A 17,882-nucleotide genomic window follows, 5' to 3' on the forward strand; every position below is an offset into this window, starting at 1 on the left:
GGCGGGTCAGCCGTTCGGGAGCGGGCCGGGGTCCGGGCCCGGGGCGGAGCCGGGGGGTGGTTCCGGGGTGGGGCCGGGGCCGGGGGGTGCGGACGGAGGCGGGGGCGGGGACGGATTCGGGCCCGCCGCGAAGACCTGCATCCGGGCCAGTACGGACTCCGCGGTGGGCCGCGTCATCTCGTCCACGATCCGGCCGTCCGCCAGGTAGAGCGCCAGGTCGGCGTGGGCCGCCGCGTTCGGGTCGTGGGTGACCATCACGACCGTCTGCCCGAGGCCGTCCACCGCCTCCCGCAGGGTCTGGAGCACCTCCAGGCCCGAACGGGAGTCCAGGTTGCCGGTCGGCTCGTCCGCGAAGATCAGCGCGGGGCGGGCGGCCAGCGCCCGGGCGCACGCCACCCGCTGCTGCTGCCCGCCGGAGAGCTGGGAGGGCCGGTGCCGCAGGCGGTCACCGAGCCGAAGCGTGCTGATCACCTCGCGCAGCCACTCCCGGTCCGGCTTGCGGCCCGCGATGTCCATGGGCAGGGTGATGTTCTCCTCGGCCGTCAGGGTGGGCAGCAGGTTGAACGACTGGAAGACGAAGCCGACCTGGTCCCTGCGCAGCCGGGTCAACTGCCGGTCGTCCAGGCCGGTGATCTCCCGGCCGCCCAGCCACACCCGGCCCGCGGACACCGTGTCCAGCCCCGCCAGGCAGTGCATCAGGGTGGACTTCCCCGAACCGGAGGGCCCCATCACCGCCGTGAACCGCCCCCGCCCGATCGACACGTCGACGCCGTCCAGCGCCACGACCTGGGCCTCGCCCGTCCCGTACGTCTTGACCAGCGCCACCGCCCGCGCGGCCGCCTCGCCGCCTGCCGCGGCGCTTTCCGCCGTACCCGGGACCGGTGTGGACACCTCAGCCTCCCGACGTCGGCCCCGTGCCTTACGGGGCGGCAACTCCCGCGTGGCCCACGACAGTAGGACAGCTTCCGTCGTCCTGGCATCCCCCTGAGGGCCCGCTTCCGGGCGCCGTTGCCCGGCCCGGGGCCGGCGGACGGCCCCGGTGGGCGGCGGACGGCCCGGTGGTCAGCGGAGGGACGGGGCGGCCGGTGCCGGACTGTGGAACTTCACCTCCGGGTTGTCCTTCGTGGGGCCCTGGAGGAGGCGTTGCGGCAGGTGCCGCAGGTGCTGGTCGAAGAACGCCGCCACGTAGCCACGGGTGAGGGCGACCGAGCGCTGTCCGGACAGCGGGGGCTGCGGGGCCGGGGATGCTGCTGTGGTGTTTGTGGTGTCTGTGGTGGGCGTGGTGAGGGCGTCGACGATGACGGGGGCGTCGCTGAAGGTGAGATGGTCGGCACCGGCCACGGTCAGCCAGCGCTTCCAGCCGTCCAGACGGCTCCAGGCGAGGTCCCAGGTCCGGTCCCGGCCGCCCGGCCGGTGCACCTCGTTGTCGGTACCGAGCATCAGGAAGGGGCGCGAGCCGAGACCGCCGGCGGGCACGGGGTCCTGGAACGCCCCGTCCATGTTGACGCCGGCCCGTATGCGGCTGTCGCGCGCCATGGCGGAGACGGCGCTCGCGCCGCCGAGCGAGTGCCCGGCCATGCCGATGCGCTTCTCGTCGATCAGGTGGGAGTAGCGCCAGGCGGGCTGGTGTCCGGTGAGCTGGTCCAGCACGAACGAGACGTCCTGACCCCGGCCGACGGTCGCGCGCCGGAAGCCGTCCTCGGTGCCGTACACCTGCTCACAGGCGGCGCAGGTCAGGATCCGGCCGCCGGGGAAGGCCGTGCCGGTGCTCTCGTAGGCGTGGTCGACCGTTGCGACGACGTAGCCCCGGGAGGCCAGGTCCTCCGCGAGGCTGGTGAGGGAGTAGCGGGGCGCGGAGAAGCCGGGCGAGACGACGAGCAGCGGGTACGTGCCGGGCGCGGGGCGGGCGTCCGTGCGGCTGTGTACGGCCATGGCGCTCAAGGCTTCGGGAGTCACCAAGTTTTCCCAGCCCTGGGCCTTGATCAGGTGCCGGCTCTCCTCGACGGTGGCGTACCGCACGGACGTGCCCGTGCCACGGCGCGCCGGGTAGTAGAGGCCGACCATCAGTTCGCGGGACGTCGCCGTGGGGACCCAGGGGTCGCGGCGGCTGTGGTCGGCGAGCGGCAGGGTGGACCGGCCGACCGCGTACGGCCCGGTGGGGGCGGGCAGGCGCAGCCGCGCGGCGGCCTTCGGGTCCGTGGCGTCCCGGCGGTCCATGGTGTCCCGGCGGTCCATGGTGTCCCGGCGGTCCGTGGTGTCCCGGCGGTCCGTGACGGACGAGGACGCGGCCCGGGACGTGTCCGCTGCCGCGGCGAGCGGCTGGGGGAGCAGGGGAAGACCGAGTGACAGGGACAGGGCGGCGACTCCGACCGCCCGGAAAAGTCTGATCATGAGCCAGACGTTAGGGCGGGGCACACCTGCGGCGCGTCAGCCTCAAGTCTGGTCGTCAGCCGCCGTCGTCATCCTGCCGGACCTCCTCGGCCCGTCGTGCCACGCCCAGCACCGTCCACGGCAGGGCGGGGCCAGGGCCCAGGATGCGGCTACGGCGGCAGGTGCTGATGGTGAAGCCGGCGGTGCGCAGTTCGGCCAGCGGGTCGCGGGCCAGGTGGCAGTTGCCCATCAGCAGGGGCCACACCGTACGGTCCAGCGCGCGCTGCACGGTGGCGGGGCCGTGGCGCAGGGAGCGTCCGTGTTCGAAGAAGCGCAGTTCGCCGCCCGGCCGCAGCACCCGCCGCAGTTCCGACAGGGAGCGCTGGACGTCCCGTACCGAGCAGAGCACCAGCGACACCACCGCCGCGTCGAAAGCTTCGCTCTTGACCGGCAGGGCTTCCGCGGTGGCCGGGACGACGTCCACCGGAATGCCGGCCCGGGCCGCCTCGGTCAGGGCCCGTTGCCGCAGGGTGCGTTCGGGTTCGACGGCCACCACCTCCGCGACGGTACGGGGGTAGTGGGCGAAGTTCGCGCCCGTACCGGCACCGATCTCGATCACCCGGCCCGAGAGTCCGGCCAGCAGGTCGTGCCGCAGAGCCGTGAGCCCGGTGCGGTGGTCTGCGATCCGCGCGTACCACCGGGCGAAGACCGGATGGTGCACGACTCCTCGTTCGACCCTCGTGCGCTGCGACATGGCCGGATCCCTTCGCCGTACGACGTCCGCCGGTTCGAGTGTCCGCCGTGCCGCGCCGGGACACCACTGTCAAAGCGCGGCGGTACCGCCCAGGGCGGGGGCCAGCCAGCCCGGAGCCTGTGCGCGGAATTCCTCCGGCGGCAGACTCCCGGCGCCCTTCGGCACGCGCCCCAGCAGCGGAGCGCCGGCCGCCTGGGGAAAGTCGCCGAGGTTGCAGCGGGCGGCGAGACCGGGGGCCGCGGGCCAACTGCCCACCACCACTCCGGGGGAGTCGATCCCGTAGGTGCGCAGGGCCAGTGCGGTGAGCGCCACCGCGTTGAGCGCCCCCAGGCCCGCCTGGGCCACCACCAGTACGGGCGCTCCGGCCAGGCGTGCCGCGTCGGCGAGGGTCGCGCCCTGCTCGTCGAACCGTACGAGCAGGCCGCCCGCGCCCTCGACCAGGACGAGGTCGTGCGAGGCCGCCAGTTTGGCCGCCTTCTCCGCGATCTCCTCGGGCCGTACGGGCGGCAGGCCGGCGCGGCGTGCGGCGGTCTCGGGCGCCAGCGGCTCGGGATAGCGGGCCAGTTCGGCGGTGGTGACCCGGGGGCCCGCGAGCCGGACGACCTCCGCCGCGTCACCCGGTTCGTCGGCGGTGACTCCGGTCTGCGCCGGTTTGAGCACCGCGACGGACCGGCCCTGGGCGAGCGCCGTCGCGGCGAGGGCGGCCGTGGTCACGGTCTTGCCGATCTCTGTGCAGGTTCCGGTCACGAACAGCACCGACACGTCGGGTTCTCCTGTCGTCGAGCAGGGTCGGCACCGTGGGGGCTCCGCGTGCGAAGCCCCCACGGCCTGATGGGTACGGGGCCGAGCCGGGCCTTCTCAGCCCTCGCGCGCCACCGCGCGCATCGCGGCGCAGACGCGCGCCACGTCCTCGTCCCCGGTGATGTACGGCGGCATCGCGTACACGAGGTCGCGGAACGGGCGCAGCCACACGCCTTCCCGTGCGGCCGCGCGCGTGGCGGCCGCCATGTCCACCTGGTGATCGAGCTGGAGGACACCGATGGCGCCCAGGACCCGTACGTCCCGTACACCCTTGTCGGCGGCGGCGTCGGCGAGGCCGTCCCGCAGGCCGGTCTCGATCCGCTTGACCTCCCGTGCCCAGTCCTGGGACAGCAGCAGGTCGAGCGAGGCGTTGGCGACCGCGGCGGCCAGCGGGTTGCCCATGAAGGTCGGCCCGTGCGCGAGCACCGGTACCTCGCCCCGGGAGATCCCGTCCGCCACGGCGGACGTGCACAAGGTCGCCGCCATGGTCAGGTAGCCGCCGGTCAGGGCCTTGCCGACGCACATCACGTCCGGTGTGACGCCCGCGTGCCCGGCGGCGAACAGCGATCCCGTACGGCCGAAGCCGGTGGCGATCTCGTCGAAGACCAGCAGGACGTCGTGCTCGTCGCACGCCTCGCGGAGCACCCGCAGGTAGGCGGGGGAGTGGAAGACCATGCCGCCCGCCCCCTGGACCACCGGCTCCACGACGACCGCCGCCAGTTCGCCGGCGTGCCGTGCGACCAGCTCGCGCAGGTGCGCCGCGTACGCGGGGTCCGGCGGGGCGTCGAACCCCGGAGGCGGCGCGTCCGCGAACAGCTGCCGGGGCAGCGCGCCCTGCCAGAGGTCGTGCATCCCGCCGTCCGGGTCGCACACCGACATCGGCTGCCAGGTGTCGCCGTGGTAGCCGCCGCGCCAGGTCATCAGCCGCTGTTTGCGCGGCTTTCCGACCGAGCGCCAGTACTGGAGGCACATCTTCACGGCGACCTCGACCGACACCGAGCCGGAGTCGGCGAGGAAGACGTGTTCCAGCCCGTCCGGAGTGATCTCCGCCAGCCGGGCGGCGAGCCGGACGGCCGGCTCGTGGGTGAGCCCGCCGAACATCACATGGCTCATCCGGTCCACCTGGCCGCGGACGGCCTCGTTGAGCACCGGGTGGTTGTACCCATGCACCGCCGACCACCAGGACGACATTCCGTCGACCAATTCGGTCCGGCCTTCGACGGGTTCGGTCATCCGCAGTCGTACGCCGGATGCCGACGCGACGACCAGCGGAGCGTCCCGGCCGGGCATCGGGCCGTACGGGTGCCAGACGTGCTGCCGGTCGAGGGCCAGCAGTTCGGGGACGGAGAGCTGCGCGGCCTCAGGCATTCGGCGGCAGCTCCGTACCGGCGCCGCGACGGCGTACGGAGACCAGGTCCGTACGGGCCTCTCCGGCCGGGGTGGCGGGAGCGGTGACCGGCGCCTCTTCGGCCCGTGCCTCATCGGCCGGCGCCGGGACCGTCCCGGCGCCCGCCCCGGCCCGCACGGCCGGTTCCGCCGCGGCGTCCCCGTCCCCGCACGGCCCGCAGCCGCCCCCTCCATGACCACCGCAGCCGCCGCCCGCGAGCGCGTCCGCGCGGTGCTCCGGCAGGGTGGAGGTGTCCGTGCCCTCCACCTCGAAGCCCGCGTCGGCGATCATCGCCAGGTCGTCCTTGCCCGCCTGGCCCTCGCTGGTCAGGTAGTCGCCGAGGAAGATGGAGTTGGCCAGGTGCAGCGCCAGCGGCTGCATCGACCGCAGATGCACCTCACGTCCGCCGGCCAGCCGTACCTCCACGTCCGGGCAGACGAAGCGGACCATCGCCAGGATGCGCAGCGCGCGCTGGGGCGTGAGGTTCCACTCCTTGGCCAGCGGGGTGCCCTCGAAGGGGATCAGGAAGTTCACCGGCACCGAGTCGGGGTCCAGCGCGCGCAGCGCGAAGACCACGTCGACCAGGTCAGCGTCGCTCTCGCCCATGCCCGCGATCAGGCCCGAGCAGGCGGACAGGCCCGCCGCCTGCGCCTGGTGGACCGTTGCGACCCGGTCGGCGTAGGTGTGGGTGGTGGTGATGTCCCCGTAGGTGGCCTCGGAGGTGTTGAGGTTGTGGTTGTAGGCATCCGCGCCCGCCGCCCGCAGCCGATCCGCCTGGCCGTCCGAGAGCAGGCCCAGGCACGCGCACACCTCGACGCCCTCGTTCTGCTCCTTGATGGCGGCGATGGTCTGCGACACCCGGTCCACGTCCCGGTCCGTCGGGCCGCGGCCGCTGGCCACGATGCAGACCCGCTTGGCGCCGCCGGCCACCCCGGCCGCGGCCGCCTCGGACGCCTGTTCAGGCTTGAGCCAGGTGTACTTGAGGATCTCGGCCTTGGAGCCGAGCCGCTGGGAACAGTACGAGCAGTCCTCGGGGCACAGCCCCGACTTCAGGTTGACCAGATAGTTCAGCTTCACCCGCCGCCCGAACCACCGGCGGCGTACCTTTCCGGCCGCGGCCACCACGTCGAGCAGGTCGTCGTCGGGCGTCGCCAGTACGGCGAGCGCCTCTTCGCGGGTCGGCAGTTCGCGCCGCAGTCCCTTGTCCACCAGCGTTGTGAGCAGATCCATGGCGACGATCCTGGCGTACGCCCACGGCCCGCGACCATGGAGGAACCCAACAAGGGCGTCGATTCGGGGTGTGTGCATGGCCACACCGTAGGACGGTGTAACGACCGCTAACGTCTATAGACAGCCCACAAACGCGAAGGAAGCTGATGCATCAGGACGACCCCGTGCCGCCCCTGTTCCGCGACGTGCCGGCGCCGCCTCACGACGGGCCCGCCGGGACGCCCGCACCGGGCCGCGGCACCGGGCCCGGTGCCGACGCGCGCACCGCCGCTTTCGGCTGGATCGATGCGGCCCGCGAACAGCGCCGCCGGGCGGGGCTCGTCCGTACGCTGCGGCCCCGGCCCGTCGAGTCGCCGCTGCTGGACCTGGCGAGCAACGACTACCTCGGCCTGGCCCGGCACCCCGAGGTCACCCGCGGCGCCGCGCAGGCCGCGCACCGCTGGGGCGCCGGCGCCACCGGCTCCCGGCTGGTGTCCGGCAGCACCGAGCTGCACGCCTGCCTGGAGGCCGAACTCGCCGATTTCTGCGGCTTCGAGGCCGCCCTGGTGCTGTCCTCCGGCTACGCGGCCAACCTCGCCGCCGTCACCGCGCTCGGCGGCCCGGGCGCCCTGATCGTCTCCGACGCGGGCAACCACGCGTCGCTCATCGACGGCTGCCGGCTCGCCCGGGCCAGGACCGTCGTGGTCCCGCACGCCGAACCGGACGCGGTACGCAAGTCCCTGGACGGCCACGCCGGTCCGGCGCTCGCCGTCACCGACTCCGTCTTCTCCGTGGACGGTGACGCCGCGCCGCTGCGGTCCCTCGCCGACGCCTGCCGCGCGCACGGCGCGGCCCTGCTCGTCGACGACGCGCACGGCCTGGGCGTCCTCGGCGACGGAGGGCGGGGCGCGGTGCACGCGGCCGGGCTGGCCGGGGACCCGGACGTGGTCGCCACCGCCACCTTGTCGAAGTCGCTCGGCAGCCAGGGAGGCGTGGTCCTCGGCCCGGCCCGGGTGATCGAGCACCTGGTCAACACCGCACGGACGTTCATCTTCGACACCGGCCTCGCCCCCGCGGCGGCCGGCGGCGCCCGTACGGCGCTGCGTCTGCTGCGGCGCGAGCCGGAACGCGCCACCCAGGTCCGCGCGGTGGCGGCGGAACTGCACCAGCGGCTCGGCGCCGCGGGGCTGGCGGTCGTCCGCCCGGACGCCGCGGTGGTGTCCGTACGGGCGCCCTCGCCGGAACAGGCCGTCCGGTGGGCAGCGGACTGCCGGGAGGCGGGCCTCGTGGTCGGCTGCTTCCGGCCGCCGTCCGTGCCCGACGGCATCTCCCGGCTGCGCCTGACCGCCCGCGCCGACCTGTCGCCCCGGCAGGCGAGGGAAGCGGTCCGGACCGTCGTACGGACGGCGCCGGTCACCGGTTAGAACCGGTCACCCGAGGGCCGGCTCACCCGATCTTCGCGAAGCGGCTGTCGGCCAGTCCGTCGACGAAGGAGCTCCAGGCCGCCGTGGTGAACAGCAGCGCCGGCCCCGCGGTGTTCTTGGAGTCGCGCACCGCGAGCAGGCCGGAGCCGATACGGGCCGTCTCGACGCAGTTGTTCATCGCGGTGCTGCGGCTGCTGCGCCGCCACCGCACGCCGTGCGGCACGGTGCGGACCGGGTCGTGCCTGGGCGCACGTGACATGGTGCCTCCTCAGACGCCGGAGCCGGCCCATGAGGCATCGGCGATCCGGGCGATGAATCGCGTTGACTTGTCGCACGAGAGGGCGCGCCCCCGCAGCTTGTCGAACGCATCGCTGTACGCCCTGAGGTCTGTTTTCTGTTCCAAGTAGAGGCTACTCGTCAAATGGTCGAGAACAACCACATCCAAGTCAGAAGTGAGCGGAAATGAGAAGATAACGAAAGGGCCGGTGATGCCGATGTGCACACCGGATGCGAAAGGCAGTACCTGGAGTCGCACATGCGGCAATTGCCCCACGTCCAGAAGGTGCCGCAGCTGCGCGGCCATCACCCCGGGCGGACCGACCTCCCGGCGCAGCACCGCCTCGTCCAGCACCGCGCACAGCTCCAGCGGCCGCTCGCCCCGCAGCACCTCCTGACGGGCGACACGCACCTCCACCAGCTCCTCGACCTGCTTCACCGGCAGGTCCGACAGCGTGGCGCGGGTCACCGCCCGCGCATAGTCCGGCGTCTGCAGCAGGCCCGGCACCACCGTCGTCTCCAGCGTGCGCGCCCGGGACGCCCCGTACTCCAGACTGATGAAGTCCCGGTACTCCGGCGGCAGCAGGTCACGGTAGGTGTGCCACCAGCCGTGCCGCTCGCCGCCACCGCCGTCGTCCCGCACCCCGCCCCCGCACAGCGCCGCCAGCAGCGCGCGCAGTTCCTTGTCCCGTACGCCGTAGGCGTCCAGCAGCAGTTCGACATCGGCCGGCCGGACGCCGCTGCGCCCGGTCTCGATACGGCTGACCTTGGACTGGTGCCAGCCGACCAGGCGGGCCGCCTCACCGCTGGTGAATCCGGCCAGTGTCCGCTGCCGCCGCAATTCGGCGCCCAGCTTGCGGCGGCGCACCGCGGGCCCGTACTGCATACCGCTCCCTCCGTACTTCTCCACGGGTGCGCCGCGGGCGCGCCCGCCCCCTGATGGCCGGTTCCGATCCGACAGTGTGCCGCGCAAATACGGTCTCGCGTAGCAGAGTTCACCGCTTCGGGCGACAGATATATGCACTTCTTGGCGGATGACGCGCCACCACCGCGGCATGAGTGGCAGGCTGGCACACAGCAGCAGTCCGAGGCCGGAGCCGAAGGGACCGGCAAAGGCCCGGGAGGCCGCACGCGATGGCGGCTTCCTTCGGCGGCGGGCCGGAGTCGAGCCTCGGTGGGAAAGGGACGGCGTCGCGATGGCAGACCACCAGGAATCCTCACTCACTCTGCCCAGCGCACCGGTATCGGTGGCGGAGGCCCGCAGGTACGTCATGGACGTCCTGGCCGAATGGGGGTTGCCGGACGGGACGGAGACGGCCGACACCGTACGGCTGATCGTCTCCGAACTGTCCACCAATGCCGTGCAGCACACGTTCGGGCAGTCACCGGCGTTCACCGTCGACGTCCGGCTGGACCGCGACGAGCGGCTGTGGATCGGCGTCACCGACGATCATCCGCGCTGGCCGAAGCGGCTGCCGGCCGCCGTGCAGCAGGACAACGGCCGGGGCATGGTGATCGTCCGCTTCCTCGCCGCCGAGTCCGGCGGGCAGGTGACGGTCGAGCCCACCGCGGCCGGGGGCAAGACCGTCTGGATCACTCTGCCGTGGCGGCTGTTCCTGCCGTAGCGGCGGGTGCCGGGCGGTTCCGGGCGGTTCCGGGCGGGTTCCTCAGGGTCTGGTGAGAAAGCGCGGTCTGCGACGGCGGCCCGTACTGCAGGCGCAGCCCACGCCCTCGTCCCGCACCTGCCGGTAGGTGGGGCTGGTCGCCCGGCCGCAACGGGAACAGTGGCACGGCCACGGCTCGTAGGCACCGGGACAGGGGCCCAGCGGGATCAGCCCGGCGGCGTGCATCACCCGTTCGGCGACGGTCGCCGGGCCGGGGGCATTCGGCGGCGACGGAGGCTGGAGCGGGGCGTTGGGTGAGGGCTGGAGCGGGGGCCGGTGCGGGGGCGGCGGGGCGGCCGGGGGTACGGAGGCAGCGGGGTTCGTGGGCGGGGCCGGTGCCACGGGGGGCGCGGGAACGGCGGGGTTCGTGAGAGGTACCGATACTGCGGGCGTGGGGGTGGCCGGCCCCAAGGGAGCCGCCGGGTCCACGGGAGCCGCCGGACTCCCGCCCGGCCCGGTGCCGAGGTCGCCCGGGTGCCACTGATGCAGGCAGGAGGCGCACCACCACAGCAGTTCACCGGCGCCGTAGACACCCTCGTCCTCCCACAGCACGTCCGTGCTGCCACAGGCCGGGCAGGGAGTGGCGGGGGAGCGGCGGCGCAGAAGTCCGCGCAGATTCACGAAACGGTCCTGGGATGCGGGTACTGGGGCAGGTGCCTGTGCATGGGTCTCCTCACGTGCTGAGGAGACTCCATCGGTTCTCCGCCGTCAAAGCAAGGACGACCAGGTCACAAAAGATTTCGACGGCGCGGCCCCCGGGCCCCGGGTGTTCAGGAGGACGAGTCGCGGGCCGACGGTTTGATGTGCCCGTTCCGACGGCCCAGTACGCGGGGCAGCAGCGCCCACAGGCCGCCGCACGTCACCAGCGTCACCGAACCCGCCACCACCCCCGCCCCGCGCCCCAGCACGACGTCTACGACGAGGAGTACGGCACCGGCGAGCGCCAGCGCGAGGACCGCCATCCCGGCCGCCGTCAGCCGCGCGGAGACCTCCACGATCAGGCCTTTCGCGCGCCGCCGGAACAGCACCCGGTGCACCGCGGCAGGCGCGGTGAGCAGCAGCGTCGCCAGTACGGCCAGCAGCAACGTGCCTACGTAGAACCCGCGTTGCGTGGCGTCCAGGGACACGAAACGCGGGGTGAACGCCAGGGTGAGCAGGAAGGCGAACAGGATCTGCACACCGGTCTGCAGGACACGCAGCTCCTGGAGCAGTTCACCGAAGTTGCGGTCGTAGCGTTCCAGGGGCGTCTCGTTGCGGTCCGGGCACACGGTGAACCGGGCGGAACCGGGCGGCCGGTGCGGCTCGGACGATGTGCTCACTTCCGGCGGTTCGGAGCGTCCGGGTACTTCGTTCCGGTGGTCGTCGGTGAGGGGGGCCATTGCGTGCGGGTATCCACCGACGCGTTGATCACTCCTGACGCGCACGGGTGTGCGGGAGTTCGCACCCGCGTGCGCGCCCGCGCCCGGACGGTGCGGGGCTCGTCGCCGCGCGGAGCCCCGCACGCGCGCGCCTGGCGGGCCGGGCCCGCGCGGTCAGCGCACCCGCCCGTACGAGACGCTGCGCGACCAGATGCGCTCCAGCCGCACCACGGTGCCGGGCTTGGGGGCGTGCCAGATCTTGCCCTTCCCCGCGTAGATGCCCACGTGGTAGATACCGCGGCGGGAGTGGAAGAAGACCAGGTCGCCGGCGCGTCGCGAGGACGCCGACAGGTGCCGGGTGCGGTTGTACTGGGCCGCCGCGGTGCGCGGCAGCCGCTTCCCGGCCCGCTTGAACGAGTACAGCGTCAGTCCCGAGCAGTCGAAACGGTGTGGCCCGCTGGCTCCGTACTTGTAGGGCGCTCCCTTTTTGGAAGCGGCGACCCGCAGTGCCGAGGCCGAGGTGGACGCGGCTGCCGCGTCCTCGGTGGCCCCTGGTACGACCAGTGTCCCGCCGACCGTGGCGAGGGCGATGAAGGAGATCACTCCGGCCCGCGCCAGCAGAGGGGAAGTGGTGGTACGCGCAGTCATGCGCAACCCTTCGTCAGCCGCCTGCGAAGGAGTGCCTGTCGGGTTCGGGCAGGCGAAGATGCCCGGTCGCGGTGGCGACTTCACCCCAAGGGGCCGTCCGGCCGTGGTGGCCGGTGGTCCCGTCGTGCTCGGGTCCTCCGCTCCTGCCGGTCCAGTCGCATCGACCAGACATCCGGTACGGCGGCAGGATTGGGCGTCCGCCCGGACCGCCCCACCGCTGTGGCGGGGGCTTGTCGTCGAAGCGATCGTTGCGCACCTCGCGCCCGGATTCCGAGCAGAAACGGCTGTATGTGAGGTTGGTCACGTCTGCGCCGTTCGGGTGGACGGGCGGCGTTCCGTGGGAGTCACGCGACGGGTGAGGAGCCGCGTACCAGCCCCGGAACGTCACGTTCCGGGCAACACGTACGTACGTCGCGCAAGCGGTGTGACGCGGTATGCGGCCCCGCGGCTACGCCGTTCGGGCGAGCCCGATCGGGCTTCGTGTCGCCAAACGGGTGGGTCCTTGCGGTGCGCCGGCGCCTTCGGGGCGACCTGCCTTCCCTGTCCGGCGTGTGCCGCGTGGGTCGGGTGAGGCTCAGGTGAGCCAGAGGTGCGAAGGACGGGCACTCGCGCCCCCGGCCGGGCGGGGGCGCGGCGCGTCAAGCTCGCGGCGGCGGTACGGAGATCAGCCGGGCGCGGCGCTCACCGTCCAGCACGCGCAGGGCCTGCGCCAGCGTTCCCGCGTGCAGCTCGCTCTCGCCCCGGGCGTGCATCAGCGCCAGCGCGTCCCGGAGCGCGGTGGTCTTGCCGACCAGGGCCTGTGCGGCGCGGAGGCCGCCGTACGTGTCCGTGCCGCGGGCGGGGTTGATGCGGCCCAGCAGGTCCAGGACCGCCAGGTAGCTGTCGATGACCTCGCCCTCGGCGCGCGTCAGCGCGGGCAGCGGCGGCAGTTCGGGCGGCCACATTCCGGGCTCACCTCGCGCCGGGCGTCGCGGGGCGCTGCTTGCGGCTGCGGGTGAGCCCGTCGACGAGGCCGTACTCCACGGCGGCCTCGGCGCTGAAGACCTTCTCGCGTTCGAGGTCTTCGGTGATCCGCTCGGGGGGCTGGCCGGTGTGCCGGACGAGCAGTTCCTCCAGCAGCGCCCGGATGCGCAGCAGTTCGTCCGCCTGGATCCGGAGGTCGTCGGCCTGCCCCTGCACCGGCTCGTCGAACGCGGGCTGGTGGACGAGGACACGGGCGCCCGGCAGGGCGAGCCGCTTGCCGGGCGCGCCGGCCGCCAGCAGTACCGCGGCGACGGAGGCGGCCTGGCCCAGGCAGACCGTCTCGATGTCGCAGCCGACGAACTGCATCGTGTCGTAGATCGCGGACATCGCGGTGAACGAGCCGCCGGGGGAGTTGATGTAGAGCGAGATGTCCCGGTCGGGTGCGTCGTAGTCCAGGTGCATGAGCTGGGCGATCACGTCGTTGGCCGCGGCGTCGTCCACCGGGGTGCCCAGGAAGACGATCCGCTCGCCGAGCAGCTTGGAGTACGGGTCCATGGTCCGGGCCCCGTAGGAGGTGCGTTCGGTGAACTCCGGAAGGACGTGCCGGGCCTGGGGGCCGTTCATGGGGAGCTCCTCTTTCCTGAGCGTCTGTAAAAAATGTACAGGACGTACGTAGGGCTAGATGGGAGCACGTTCTGTCGGGCGAAAGCAATGCCTTCGGCGGGTGCGGAGGGGGCCGCTCGCTGAGAGCGAAAACCCCATGGGAAGTCAGGTGAGCCTGTGGGCGGGCAACATGACGGGCCGTAAGGCCCGGGTTCCGGAGAACGGCCGAGGGGGCGTGCTGCCGGTGCAGCGTTCCGGCCGAAGTCCCCCGCTCGTTCCGGCACCGGCCCGGCGTGCGGCGTGCCGGACCTCCTCCACCGCCCCACGCGTCCGCTGCGGCAGTCCCGTCGGGCAGCACGAGGCGACACCCGGCGCGTGGGTCCCTGGCCAAAGGGCCCCTTGTGGAATCCGTTCGTGCGGAAACCGCCGTTCCGCCCCGGACCGCCCGGGTACCCGCCGGGCGGACCCGAGCTCCTCGGGCCGAATCGAGTCCAGGAGGACGCGATGGCTACCGCTTCATCCGCCGGATATCCGGAATCCGGCCGCTCCCAGGCCGCCCGTGCCGAGCGGCACACGAGCGCGGAGACCAAGCCCGCGTTCAAGAGCACCGAGTTCTTCGTCTACCTCGCCGCCGTCGTGGCGGTTCTGGTCGCCTCCGCGGTCGTCGGCGAAGGGCCTGCCGGCGTGGACCGCTTCCCCGCCGACCAGGCATGGCTCTATGTCACGCTGCTGACCGTCGGCTACATGATCAGTCGCGGCCTGGCCAAGTGCGGCAGCCGCGAACCCACCGACCGCACCAGCACCTGAGCGTTCCGGCGCGTACCGATGGCCCGGCGGAGGTGCCGGGCCATCGGCATGGGCGCCAGGGGGCGGTGTGCGTGAGGTGTCCGGGCGCGTCGGGGCGTCGGTGCCGTACGCCGGTCCCGCCCGTACGCCGGTCCCGTACGCCGGAGCCGCCCGTACGCCGGTCCCGCACGCCGGAGCCGCCCGTCGCGGCCGGCCGGTCGCGGCCCTGGCCGGGATGTCGTGGACGCGACCTAAGCTAGGACCATGGCTTATGAGATTCCGGTGACGCAGGCCCGGGCGGAGTTGGCGGACCTGATCAACCGCGTCGTCTACGGCGGCGAGCGGGTGGTCGTCACGCGCCACGGCAAGCCGCTGGTGGGGCTGGTGTCCGCCGCCGACCTGGAGCGCCTCGACGCGTGCCGGGAGGCGGAGGAGGCCGCGGCGGAGGAGCCGGTGATCAGTACGGTCTCCTCGGTGCGGCCGTTCCCGGCCCCGCCCGGTGAGTGGGGCCGCTTCGGCATCGCGGCGGAACACCGCGGTGCGGCGGCTGAGCACGGGGCGGCCGGCGGGCACGGTACGGCGGGTGAGCACAGCGGACCGGGTGCCGCGGAGCGCTGACCGCGCGGCGCTGACAGCTCTGCGCGGGGCGGCCGCCAAGGCAGGCGACCGGGGGTGGTGGCTTCGCTCCAGGAGTTGACATGGACATGAGGTGTGTGAGGGGTGTGCGGGCCCGCCGCACGGCGCCCGCGGGGTCCGGCCGGTGACGTTCCGCGGCCGACCCGCCGCGTTAACGCCGGTGAAACGGCGCCGAACTAACCTGCGGCCTTCGGGTCATTGATGGAGCGGAGCTGGAGAGCAGTTTGCTCCGTCTTTAATTACTGTGTGATACATCTGCTTTTGCGGGTGTATCGCCACCCGTGACCTGGGCGGATGCGCCCAGCTCGAAGACGGTGAGGTGAAGGTATGCAACTGACCCCGCACGAGCAGGAACGCCTGATGATCCATGTGGCCGCCGACGTGGCCGAGAAGCGGCGCTCCCGCGGGGTACGGCTCAACCACCCGGAGGCCGTCGCGCTGCTGACCGTCCACATCCTCGAAGGCGCGCGGGACGGCCGTACGGTCGCCGAGCTGATGTCGACCGGGCGCAAGGTGCTCACCCGTGAAGAGGTCATGGAGGGCGTCCCGGAGATGATCCACGACGTACAGGTCGAGGCGACCTTCCCCGACGGCACCAAGCTGGTCACCGTCCACGAGCCCATCAACTGAGCGCGGGAGCAGCGACCATGATTCCCGGCCAGATCCTGCACGCCGACGACCCGGTACGCCTGAACCCCGGGCTCCCCGTCATCCGGCTGACCGTCCTGAACGCCGCCGACCGCCCCGTCCAGGTCGGCTCCCACTACCACTTCGCCGAGGCCAATCCGGGCCTCGACTTCGACCGTGCGGCCGCGCTCGGCAAGCGGCTGAACGTCCCCGCCGGCTCCGCCGTGCGCTTCGAGCCCGGCATCCCCACCGAGGTCGAACTCGTCCCCGTCGGGGGCAAGCGGATCGTCGCGGGCCTGCGCGGCGAGACCGGAGGCTCGCTCGATGGCTGACCTGACCCGCCCCGCCTACACCGATCTGTACGGCCCTACCGTGGGCGACCGGATACGGCTGGCCGACACCGACCTCCTCGTCGAGATCACCGAGGACCGGGCGGGCGGCCCCGGCCGGGCCGGTGACGAGGCGGTCTTCGGCGGCGGCAAGGTGATCCGCGAGTCCATGGGCCAGTCCCGCGCCACCCGCGCCGAGGGCGCGCCCGACACCGTGATCACCGGCGCGCTCGTCCTGGACCACTGGGGTGTGATCAAGGCGGACGTCGGTGTACGGGGCGGCCGGATCACGGCGCTGGGCAAGGCCGGCAACCCCGACACCATGGACGGCGTCCACCCGGATCTGGCGATCGGCCCGGAGACCGAGGTCATCGCGGGCAACGGCAAGATCCTCACCGCCGGTGCCATCGACACCCATGTGCACTTCATCTGCCCCCAGCAGGTGGACGAGGCCCTCGCCTCCGGTGTGACCACCCTGGTCGGCGGCGGCACCGGCCCGGCCGAGGGCAGCAAGGCCACCACCATCACGCCGGGCGCCTGGCACGTGGCCCGGATGTTCGAGTCGATGGACGGGCTGCCCGTCAACGTGGGCCTGTTGGGCAAGGGCAACACCATGTCCGTCGCCTCGATGCACGACCAGCTGCGCGCGGGCGTCCTCGGCTTCAAGATCCACGAGGACTGGGGCGCCACCCCCGCCGTGCTCGACGCCTGTCTGCGCGTCTGCGAGGAGAGCGGCGCGCAACTGGCCATCCACACCGACACCCTGAACGAGGCGGGCTTTCTCCAGGACACCCTGGCCGCCATCGGGGGCCGCGGCATCCACGCGTACCACGTGGAGGGGGCCGGCGGCGGCCACGCGCCCGACATGATCGCCATGGTCTCCGAGCCGAACGTGCTGCCCGCCTCCACCAACCCGACGCGGCCGCACACCGTCAACACCGTCGAGGAACACCTCGACATGCTGATGGTCTGCCACCACCTCAACCCGGCCGTGCCGGAGGACCTGGCGTTCGCCGAGTCCCGTATCCGGCCCTCCACCATCGCGGCCGAGGACATCCTGCACGACCTCGGCGCCATTTCGATCATGTCGTCCGACGCCCAGGCGATGGGCCGTATCGGCGAGGTCGTCCTGCGGACCTGGCAGACCGCGCACGTGATGAAGAAGCGGCGCGGCACCCTGCCCGGCGACCTCCACGCGGACAACATCCGCGCCCGCCGTTACGTCGCGAAGTACACCATCAACCCGGCCGTCGCCCAGGGCATCGACCACGAGGTCGGCTCGGTCGAGGAGGGCAAGCTGGCCGACCTGGTGCTGTGGGACCCGGCGTTCTTCGGCGTCAAGCCGCAGCTCGTCCTCAAGGGCGGCCAGATCGCGTACGCGCAGGTGGGCGACGCCAACGCCTCCATCCCCACCCCGCAGCCGGTACTGCCCCGCCCGATGTTCGGGGCCATCGGCAGGGCGCCGGGCAGCAACTCCGTCAACTTCGTCTCCGAGCAGGCCGTCGCGGACGGACTGCCGGAACGGCTCGGGCTGGCCAAGTCCTTCCGGGCCATCCGCAGCACCCGCGGCGTGACCAAGGCGGACATGCGCAACAACGACGCGCTGCCCCGCGTCCACGTCGATCCCGACACCTTCACGGTCACCATCGACGGCGACGTGGTCGAGCCCGCTCCGGCCGCGGAACTGCCCATGGCTCAGCGTTACTTCCTCTTCTGAGCGGGCCGGGCACGGGTGAGCGGTGAGTGGCCGGAGCAGGAGGTACGGCGATGAGCAGGGCGGCGTTGCTGGTTCTGGCGGACGGGCGGTTTCCGGCCGGCGGGCATGCGCATTCCGGTGGGGCGGAGGCGGCTGTGGAGGCGGGGCGCCTGCGGGATGCGGCGGGTTTGGAGGCGTTCTGCCGGGGGCGGTTGCACACCGCCGGGCTGGTCGCGGCCGCGTTGGCGGCTGCGGCGGCGGCCGGGTGCGATCCGCTGGAGCTGGATGCGGCGGCCGATGCCCGCACGCCGGTGCCGGCGTTGCGGCACACGGCGCGGCGGCTGGGGCGGC

At 72.9% G+C, this 17,882-nt stretch carries 20 protein-coding genes; 8 read left to right on the top strand and 12 right to left on the bottom strand.

Going from position 1 to position 17,882, the window contains the following annotated elements; all coding sequences use genetic code 11:
* Positions 1-6: 6 nt before the first annotated feature.
* From JXZ78_RS38610 to bioB, 6 genes are all read right to left on the bottom strand, one after another.
* Positions 7-891, bottom strand: coding sequence for an ABC transporter ATP-binding protein (locus JXZ78_RS38610; protein WP_050502023.1), 885 nt, complete (start codon positions 889-891; stop codon positions 7-9).
* A 171-nt stretch (positions 892-1,062) separates the two neighbouring features.
* Positions 1,063-2,391, bottom strand: a complete 1,329-nt coding sequence (locus tag JXZ78_RS38615) for an alpha/beta hydrolase family protein (protein WP_238783676.1) — start codon at positions 2,389-2,391, stop codon at positions 1,063-1,065.
* A gap of 55 nt (positions 2,392-2,446) precedes the next feature.
* Complete coding sequence (locus tag JXZ78_RS38620; protein ID WP_030017650.1) at positions 2,447-3,124, bottom strand: class I SAM-dependent methyltransferase; 678 nt, start codon at positions 3,122-3,124, stop codon at positions 2,447-2,449.
* Positions 3,125-3,193: 69 nt separating this feature from the next.
* Positions 3,194-3,886, bottom strand: coding sequence for a dethiobiotin synthase (bioD, locus tag JXZ78_RS38625; protein ID WP_030017651.1), 693 nt, complete (start codon positions 3,884-3,886; stop codon positions 3,194-3,196).
* Between the two features lie 96 nt (positions 3,887-3,982).
* Entirely contained in the window at positions 3,983-5,293 is a 1,311-nt protein-coding gene (locus JXZ78_RS38630) for an adenosylmethionine--8-amino-7-oxononanoate transaminase (RefSeq protein ID WP_030017652.1), read from the bottom strand.
* A complete protein-coding gene (bioB, locus tag JXZ78_RS38635; protein ID WP_030017653.1) occupies positions 5,286-6,542 on the bottom strand; it encodes a biotin synthase BioB in 1,257 nt (418 codons plus the stop codon). The genes JXZ78_RS38630 and bioB overlap by 8 nt, the downstream gene beginning before the upstream one ends.
* 146 nt (positions 6,543-6,688) lie before the next feature.
* On the opposite strand from bioB, the gene JXZ78_RS38640 reads away from it, so the two are divergent.
* The gene (locus tag JXZ78_RS38640; protein WP_238783677.1) at positions 6,689-7,945 is read left to right on the top strand and encodes an 8-amino-7-oxononanoate synthase; all 1,257 of its coding nucleotides are present in this window, start codon (positions 6,689-6,691) and stop codon (positions 7,943-7,945) included.
* A gap of 22 nt (positions 7,946-7,967) precedes the next feature.
* On the opposite strand, the gene JXZ78_RS38645 is transcribed toward JXZ78_RS38640, so the two are convergent.
* Entirely contained in the window at positions 7,968-8,204 is a 237-nt protein-coding gene (locus JXZ78_RS38645; RefSeq protein WP_030017655.1) for a DUF397 domain-containing protein, read from the bottom strand.
* A 9-nt stretch (positions 8,205-8,213) separates the two neighbouring features.
* Positions 8,214-9,107 carry a helix-turn-helix domain-containing protein gene (locus JXZ78_RS38650; protein WP_030017656.1) on the bottom strand — a complete coding sequence of 298 codons (894 nt, stop codon included), beginning with the start codon at positions 9,105-9,107 and terminating at the stop codon, positions 8,214-8,216.
* A 310-nt stretch (positions 9,108-9,417) separates the two neighbouring features.
* Between JXZ78_RS38650 and JXZ78_RS38655 the strand changes: the two genes are divergently transcribed.
* Positions 9,418-9,846, top strand: coding sequence for an ATP-binding protein (locus tag JXZ78_RS38655; protein WP_030017657.1), 429 nt, complete (start codon positions 9,418-9,420; stop codon positions 9,844-9,846).
* A gap of 809 nt (positions 9,847-10,655) precedes the next feature.
* On the opposite strand, the gene JXZ78_RS38660 is transcribed toward JXZ78_RS38655, so the two are convergent.
* The 4 genes from JXZ78_RS38660 to JXZ78_RS38675 all read right to left on the bottom strand — a co-directional run bounded on the left by JXZ78_RS38660 (position 10,656) and on the right by JXZ78_RS38675 (position 13,478).
* The gene (locus tag JXZ78_RS38660; protein ID WP_030017658.1) at positions 10,656-11,264 is read right to left on the bottom strand and encodes a DUF6328 family protein; all 609 of its coding nucleotides are present in this window, start codon (positions 11,262-11,264) and stop codon (positions 10,656-10,658) included.
* Positions 11,265-11,417: 153 nt separating this feature from the next.
* The gene (locus JXZ78_RS38665) at positions 11,418-11,891 is read right to left on the bottom strand and encodes a C40 family peptidase (RefSeq protein WP_030017659.1); all 474 of its coding nucleotides are present in this window, start codon (positions 11,889-11,891) and stop codon (positions 11,418-11,420) included.
* A gap of 638 nt (positions 11,892-12,529) precedes the next feature.
* Complete coding sequence (locus JXZ78_RS38670) at positions 12,530-12,835, bottom strand: hypothetical protein (protein WP_030017660.1); 306 nt, start codon at positions 12,833-12,835, stop codon at positions 12,530-12,532.
* A 7-nt stretch (positions 12,836-12,842) separates the two neighbouring features.
* A complete protein-coding gene (locus tag JXZ78_RS38675; protein WP_030017661.1) occupies positions 12,843-13,478 on the bottom strand; it encodes an ATP-dependent Clp protease proteolytic subunit in 636 nt (211 codons plus the stop codon).
* Positions 13,479-13,961: 483 nt separating this feature from the next.
* On the opposite strand from JXZ78_RS38675, the gene JXZ78_RS38680 reads away from it, so the two are divergent.
* From JXZ78_RS38680 to JXZ78_RS38705, 6 genes are all read left to right on the top strand, one after another.
* Positions 13,962-14,264 carry a hypothetical protein gene (locus tag JXZ78_RS38680; RefSeq protein WP_030017662.1) on the top strand — a complete coding sequence of 101 codons (303 nt, stop codon included), beginning with the start codon at positions 13,962-13,964 and terminating at the stop codon, positions 14,262-14,264.
* Between the two features lie 243 nt (positions 14,265-14,507).
* Positions 14,508-14,861: a type II toxin-antitoxin system Phd/YefM family antitoxin gene (locus tag JXZ78_RS38685; protein WP_030017663.1), complete on the top strand. Its 354-nt coding sequence runs from the start codon at positions 14,508-14,510 to the stop codon at positions 14,859-14,861.
* Between the two features lie 345 nt (positions 14,862-15,206).
* Entirely contained in the window at positions 15,207-15,509 is a 303-nt protein-coding gene (locus JXZ78_RS38690; protein WP_030017664.1) for an urease subunit gamma, read from the top strand.
* Between the two features lie 17 nt (positions 15,510-15,526).
* On the top strand, positions 15,527-15,838 hold the full coding sequence (locus JXZ78_RS38695; RefSeq protein WP_030017665.1) for an urease subunit beta: 312 nt from the start codon (positions 15,527-15,529) through the stop codon (positions 15,836-15,838).
* The gene (locus JXZ78_RS38700; RefSeq protein ID WP_238783678.1) at positions 15,831-17,552 is read left to right on the top strand and encodes an urease subunit alpha; all 1,722 of its coding nucleotides are present in this window, start codon (positions 15,831-15,833) and stop codon (positions 17,550-17,552) included. Before JXZ78_RS38695 ends, JXZ78_RS38700 begins: the two co-directional genes overlap by 8 nt.
* 50 nt (positions 17,553-17,602) lie before the next feature.
* The coding region (locus JXZ78_RS38705; protein ID WP_372498407.1) for an urease accessory UreF family protein at positions 17,603-17,882 on the top strand (280 nt) is incomplete at its 3' end.

The organism is Streptomyces monomycini (assembly GCF_022271435.1).
GTDB lineage: Bacteria > Actinomycetota > Actinomycetes > Streptomycetales > Streptomycetaceae > Streptomyces > Streptomyces monomycini.

What these genes read in the sequence shown, in the direction of transcription:
- JXZ78_RS38690 (WP_030017664.1), top strand. Translation starts at nt 15,207, where the DNA reads ATGCAACTGACCCCGCACGAGCAGGAACGCCTGATGATCCATGTGGCC.
- JXZ78_RS38615 (WP_238783676.1), bottom strand. Translation starts at nt 2,391, where the DNA reads ATGATCAGACTTTTCCGGGCGGTCGGAGTCGCCGCCCTGTCCCTGTCA.
- JXZ78_RS38645 (WP_030017655.1), bottom strand. Translation starts at nt 8,204, where the DNA reads ATGTCACGTGCGCCCAGGCACGACCCGGTCCGCACCGTGCCGCACGGC.
- JXZ78_RS38665 (WP_030017659.1), bottom strand. Translation starts at nt 11,891, where the DNA reads ATGACTGCGCGTACCACCACTTCCCCTCTGCTGGCGCGGGCCGGAGTG.
- JXZ78_RS38630 (WP_030017652.1), bottom strand. Translation starts at nt 5,293, where the DNA reads ATGCCTGAGGCCGCGCAGCTCTCCGTCCCCGAACTGCTGGCCCTCGAC.
- JXZ78_RS38675 (WP_030017661.1), bottom strand. Translation starts at nt 13,478, where the DNA reads ATGAACGGCCCCCAGGCCCGGCACGTCCTTCCGGAGTTCACCGAACGC.
- JXZ78_RS38700 (WP_238783678.1), top strand. Translation starts at nt 15,831, where the DNA reads ATGGCTGACCTGACCCGCCCCGCCTACACCGATCTGTACGGCCCTACC.
- bioB (WP_030017653.1), bottom strand. Translation starts at nt 6,542, where the DNA reads ATGGATCTGCTCACAACGCTGGTGGACAAGGGACTGCGGCGCGAACTG.
- JXZ78_RS38695 (WP_030017665.1), top strand. Translation starts at nt 15,527, where the DNA reads ATGATTCCCGGCCAGATCCTGCACGCCGACGACCCGGTACGCCTGAAC.
- JXZ78_RS38655 (WP_030017657.1), top strand. Translation starts at nt 9,418, where the DNA reads ATGGCAGACCACCAGGAATCCTCACTCACTCTGCCCAGCGCACCGGTA.
- JXZ78_RS38685 (WP_030017663.1), top strand. Translation starts at nt 14,508, where the DNA reads ATGGCTTATGAGATTCCGGTGACGCAGGCCCGGGCGGAGTTGGCGGAC.
- JXZ78_RS38620 (WP_030017650.1), bottom strand. Translation starts at nt 3,124, where the DNA reads ATGTCGCAGCGCACGAGGGTCGAACGAGGAGTCGTGCACCATCCGGTC.
- JXZ78_RS38660 (WP_030017658.1), bottom strand. Translation starts at nt 11,264, where the DNA reads ATGGCCCCCCTCACCGACGACCACCGGAACGAAGTACCCGGACGCTCC.
- JXZ78_RS38640 (WP_238783677.1), top strand. Translation starts at nt 6,689, where the DNA reads ATGCATCAGGACGACCCCGTGCCGCCCCTGTTCCGCGACGTGCCGGCG.
- JXZ78_RS38670 (WP_030017660.1), bottom strand. Translation starts at nt 12,835, where the DNA reads ATGTGGCCGCCCGAACTGCCGCCGCTGCCCGCGCTGACGCGCGCCGAG.
- JXZ78_RS38680 (WP_030017662.1), top strand. Translation starts at nt 13,962, where the DNA reads ATGGCTACCGCTTCATCCGCCGGATATCCGGAATCCGGCCGCTCCCAG.
- JXZ78_RS38650 (WP_030017656.1), bottom strand. Translation starts at nt 9,107, where the DNA reads ATGCAGTACGGGCCCGCGGTGCGCCGCCGCAAGCTGGGCGCCGAATTG.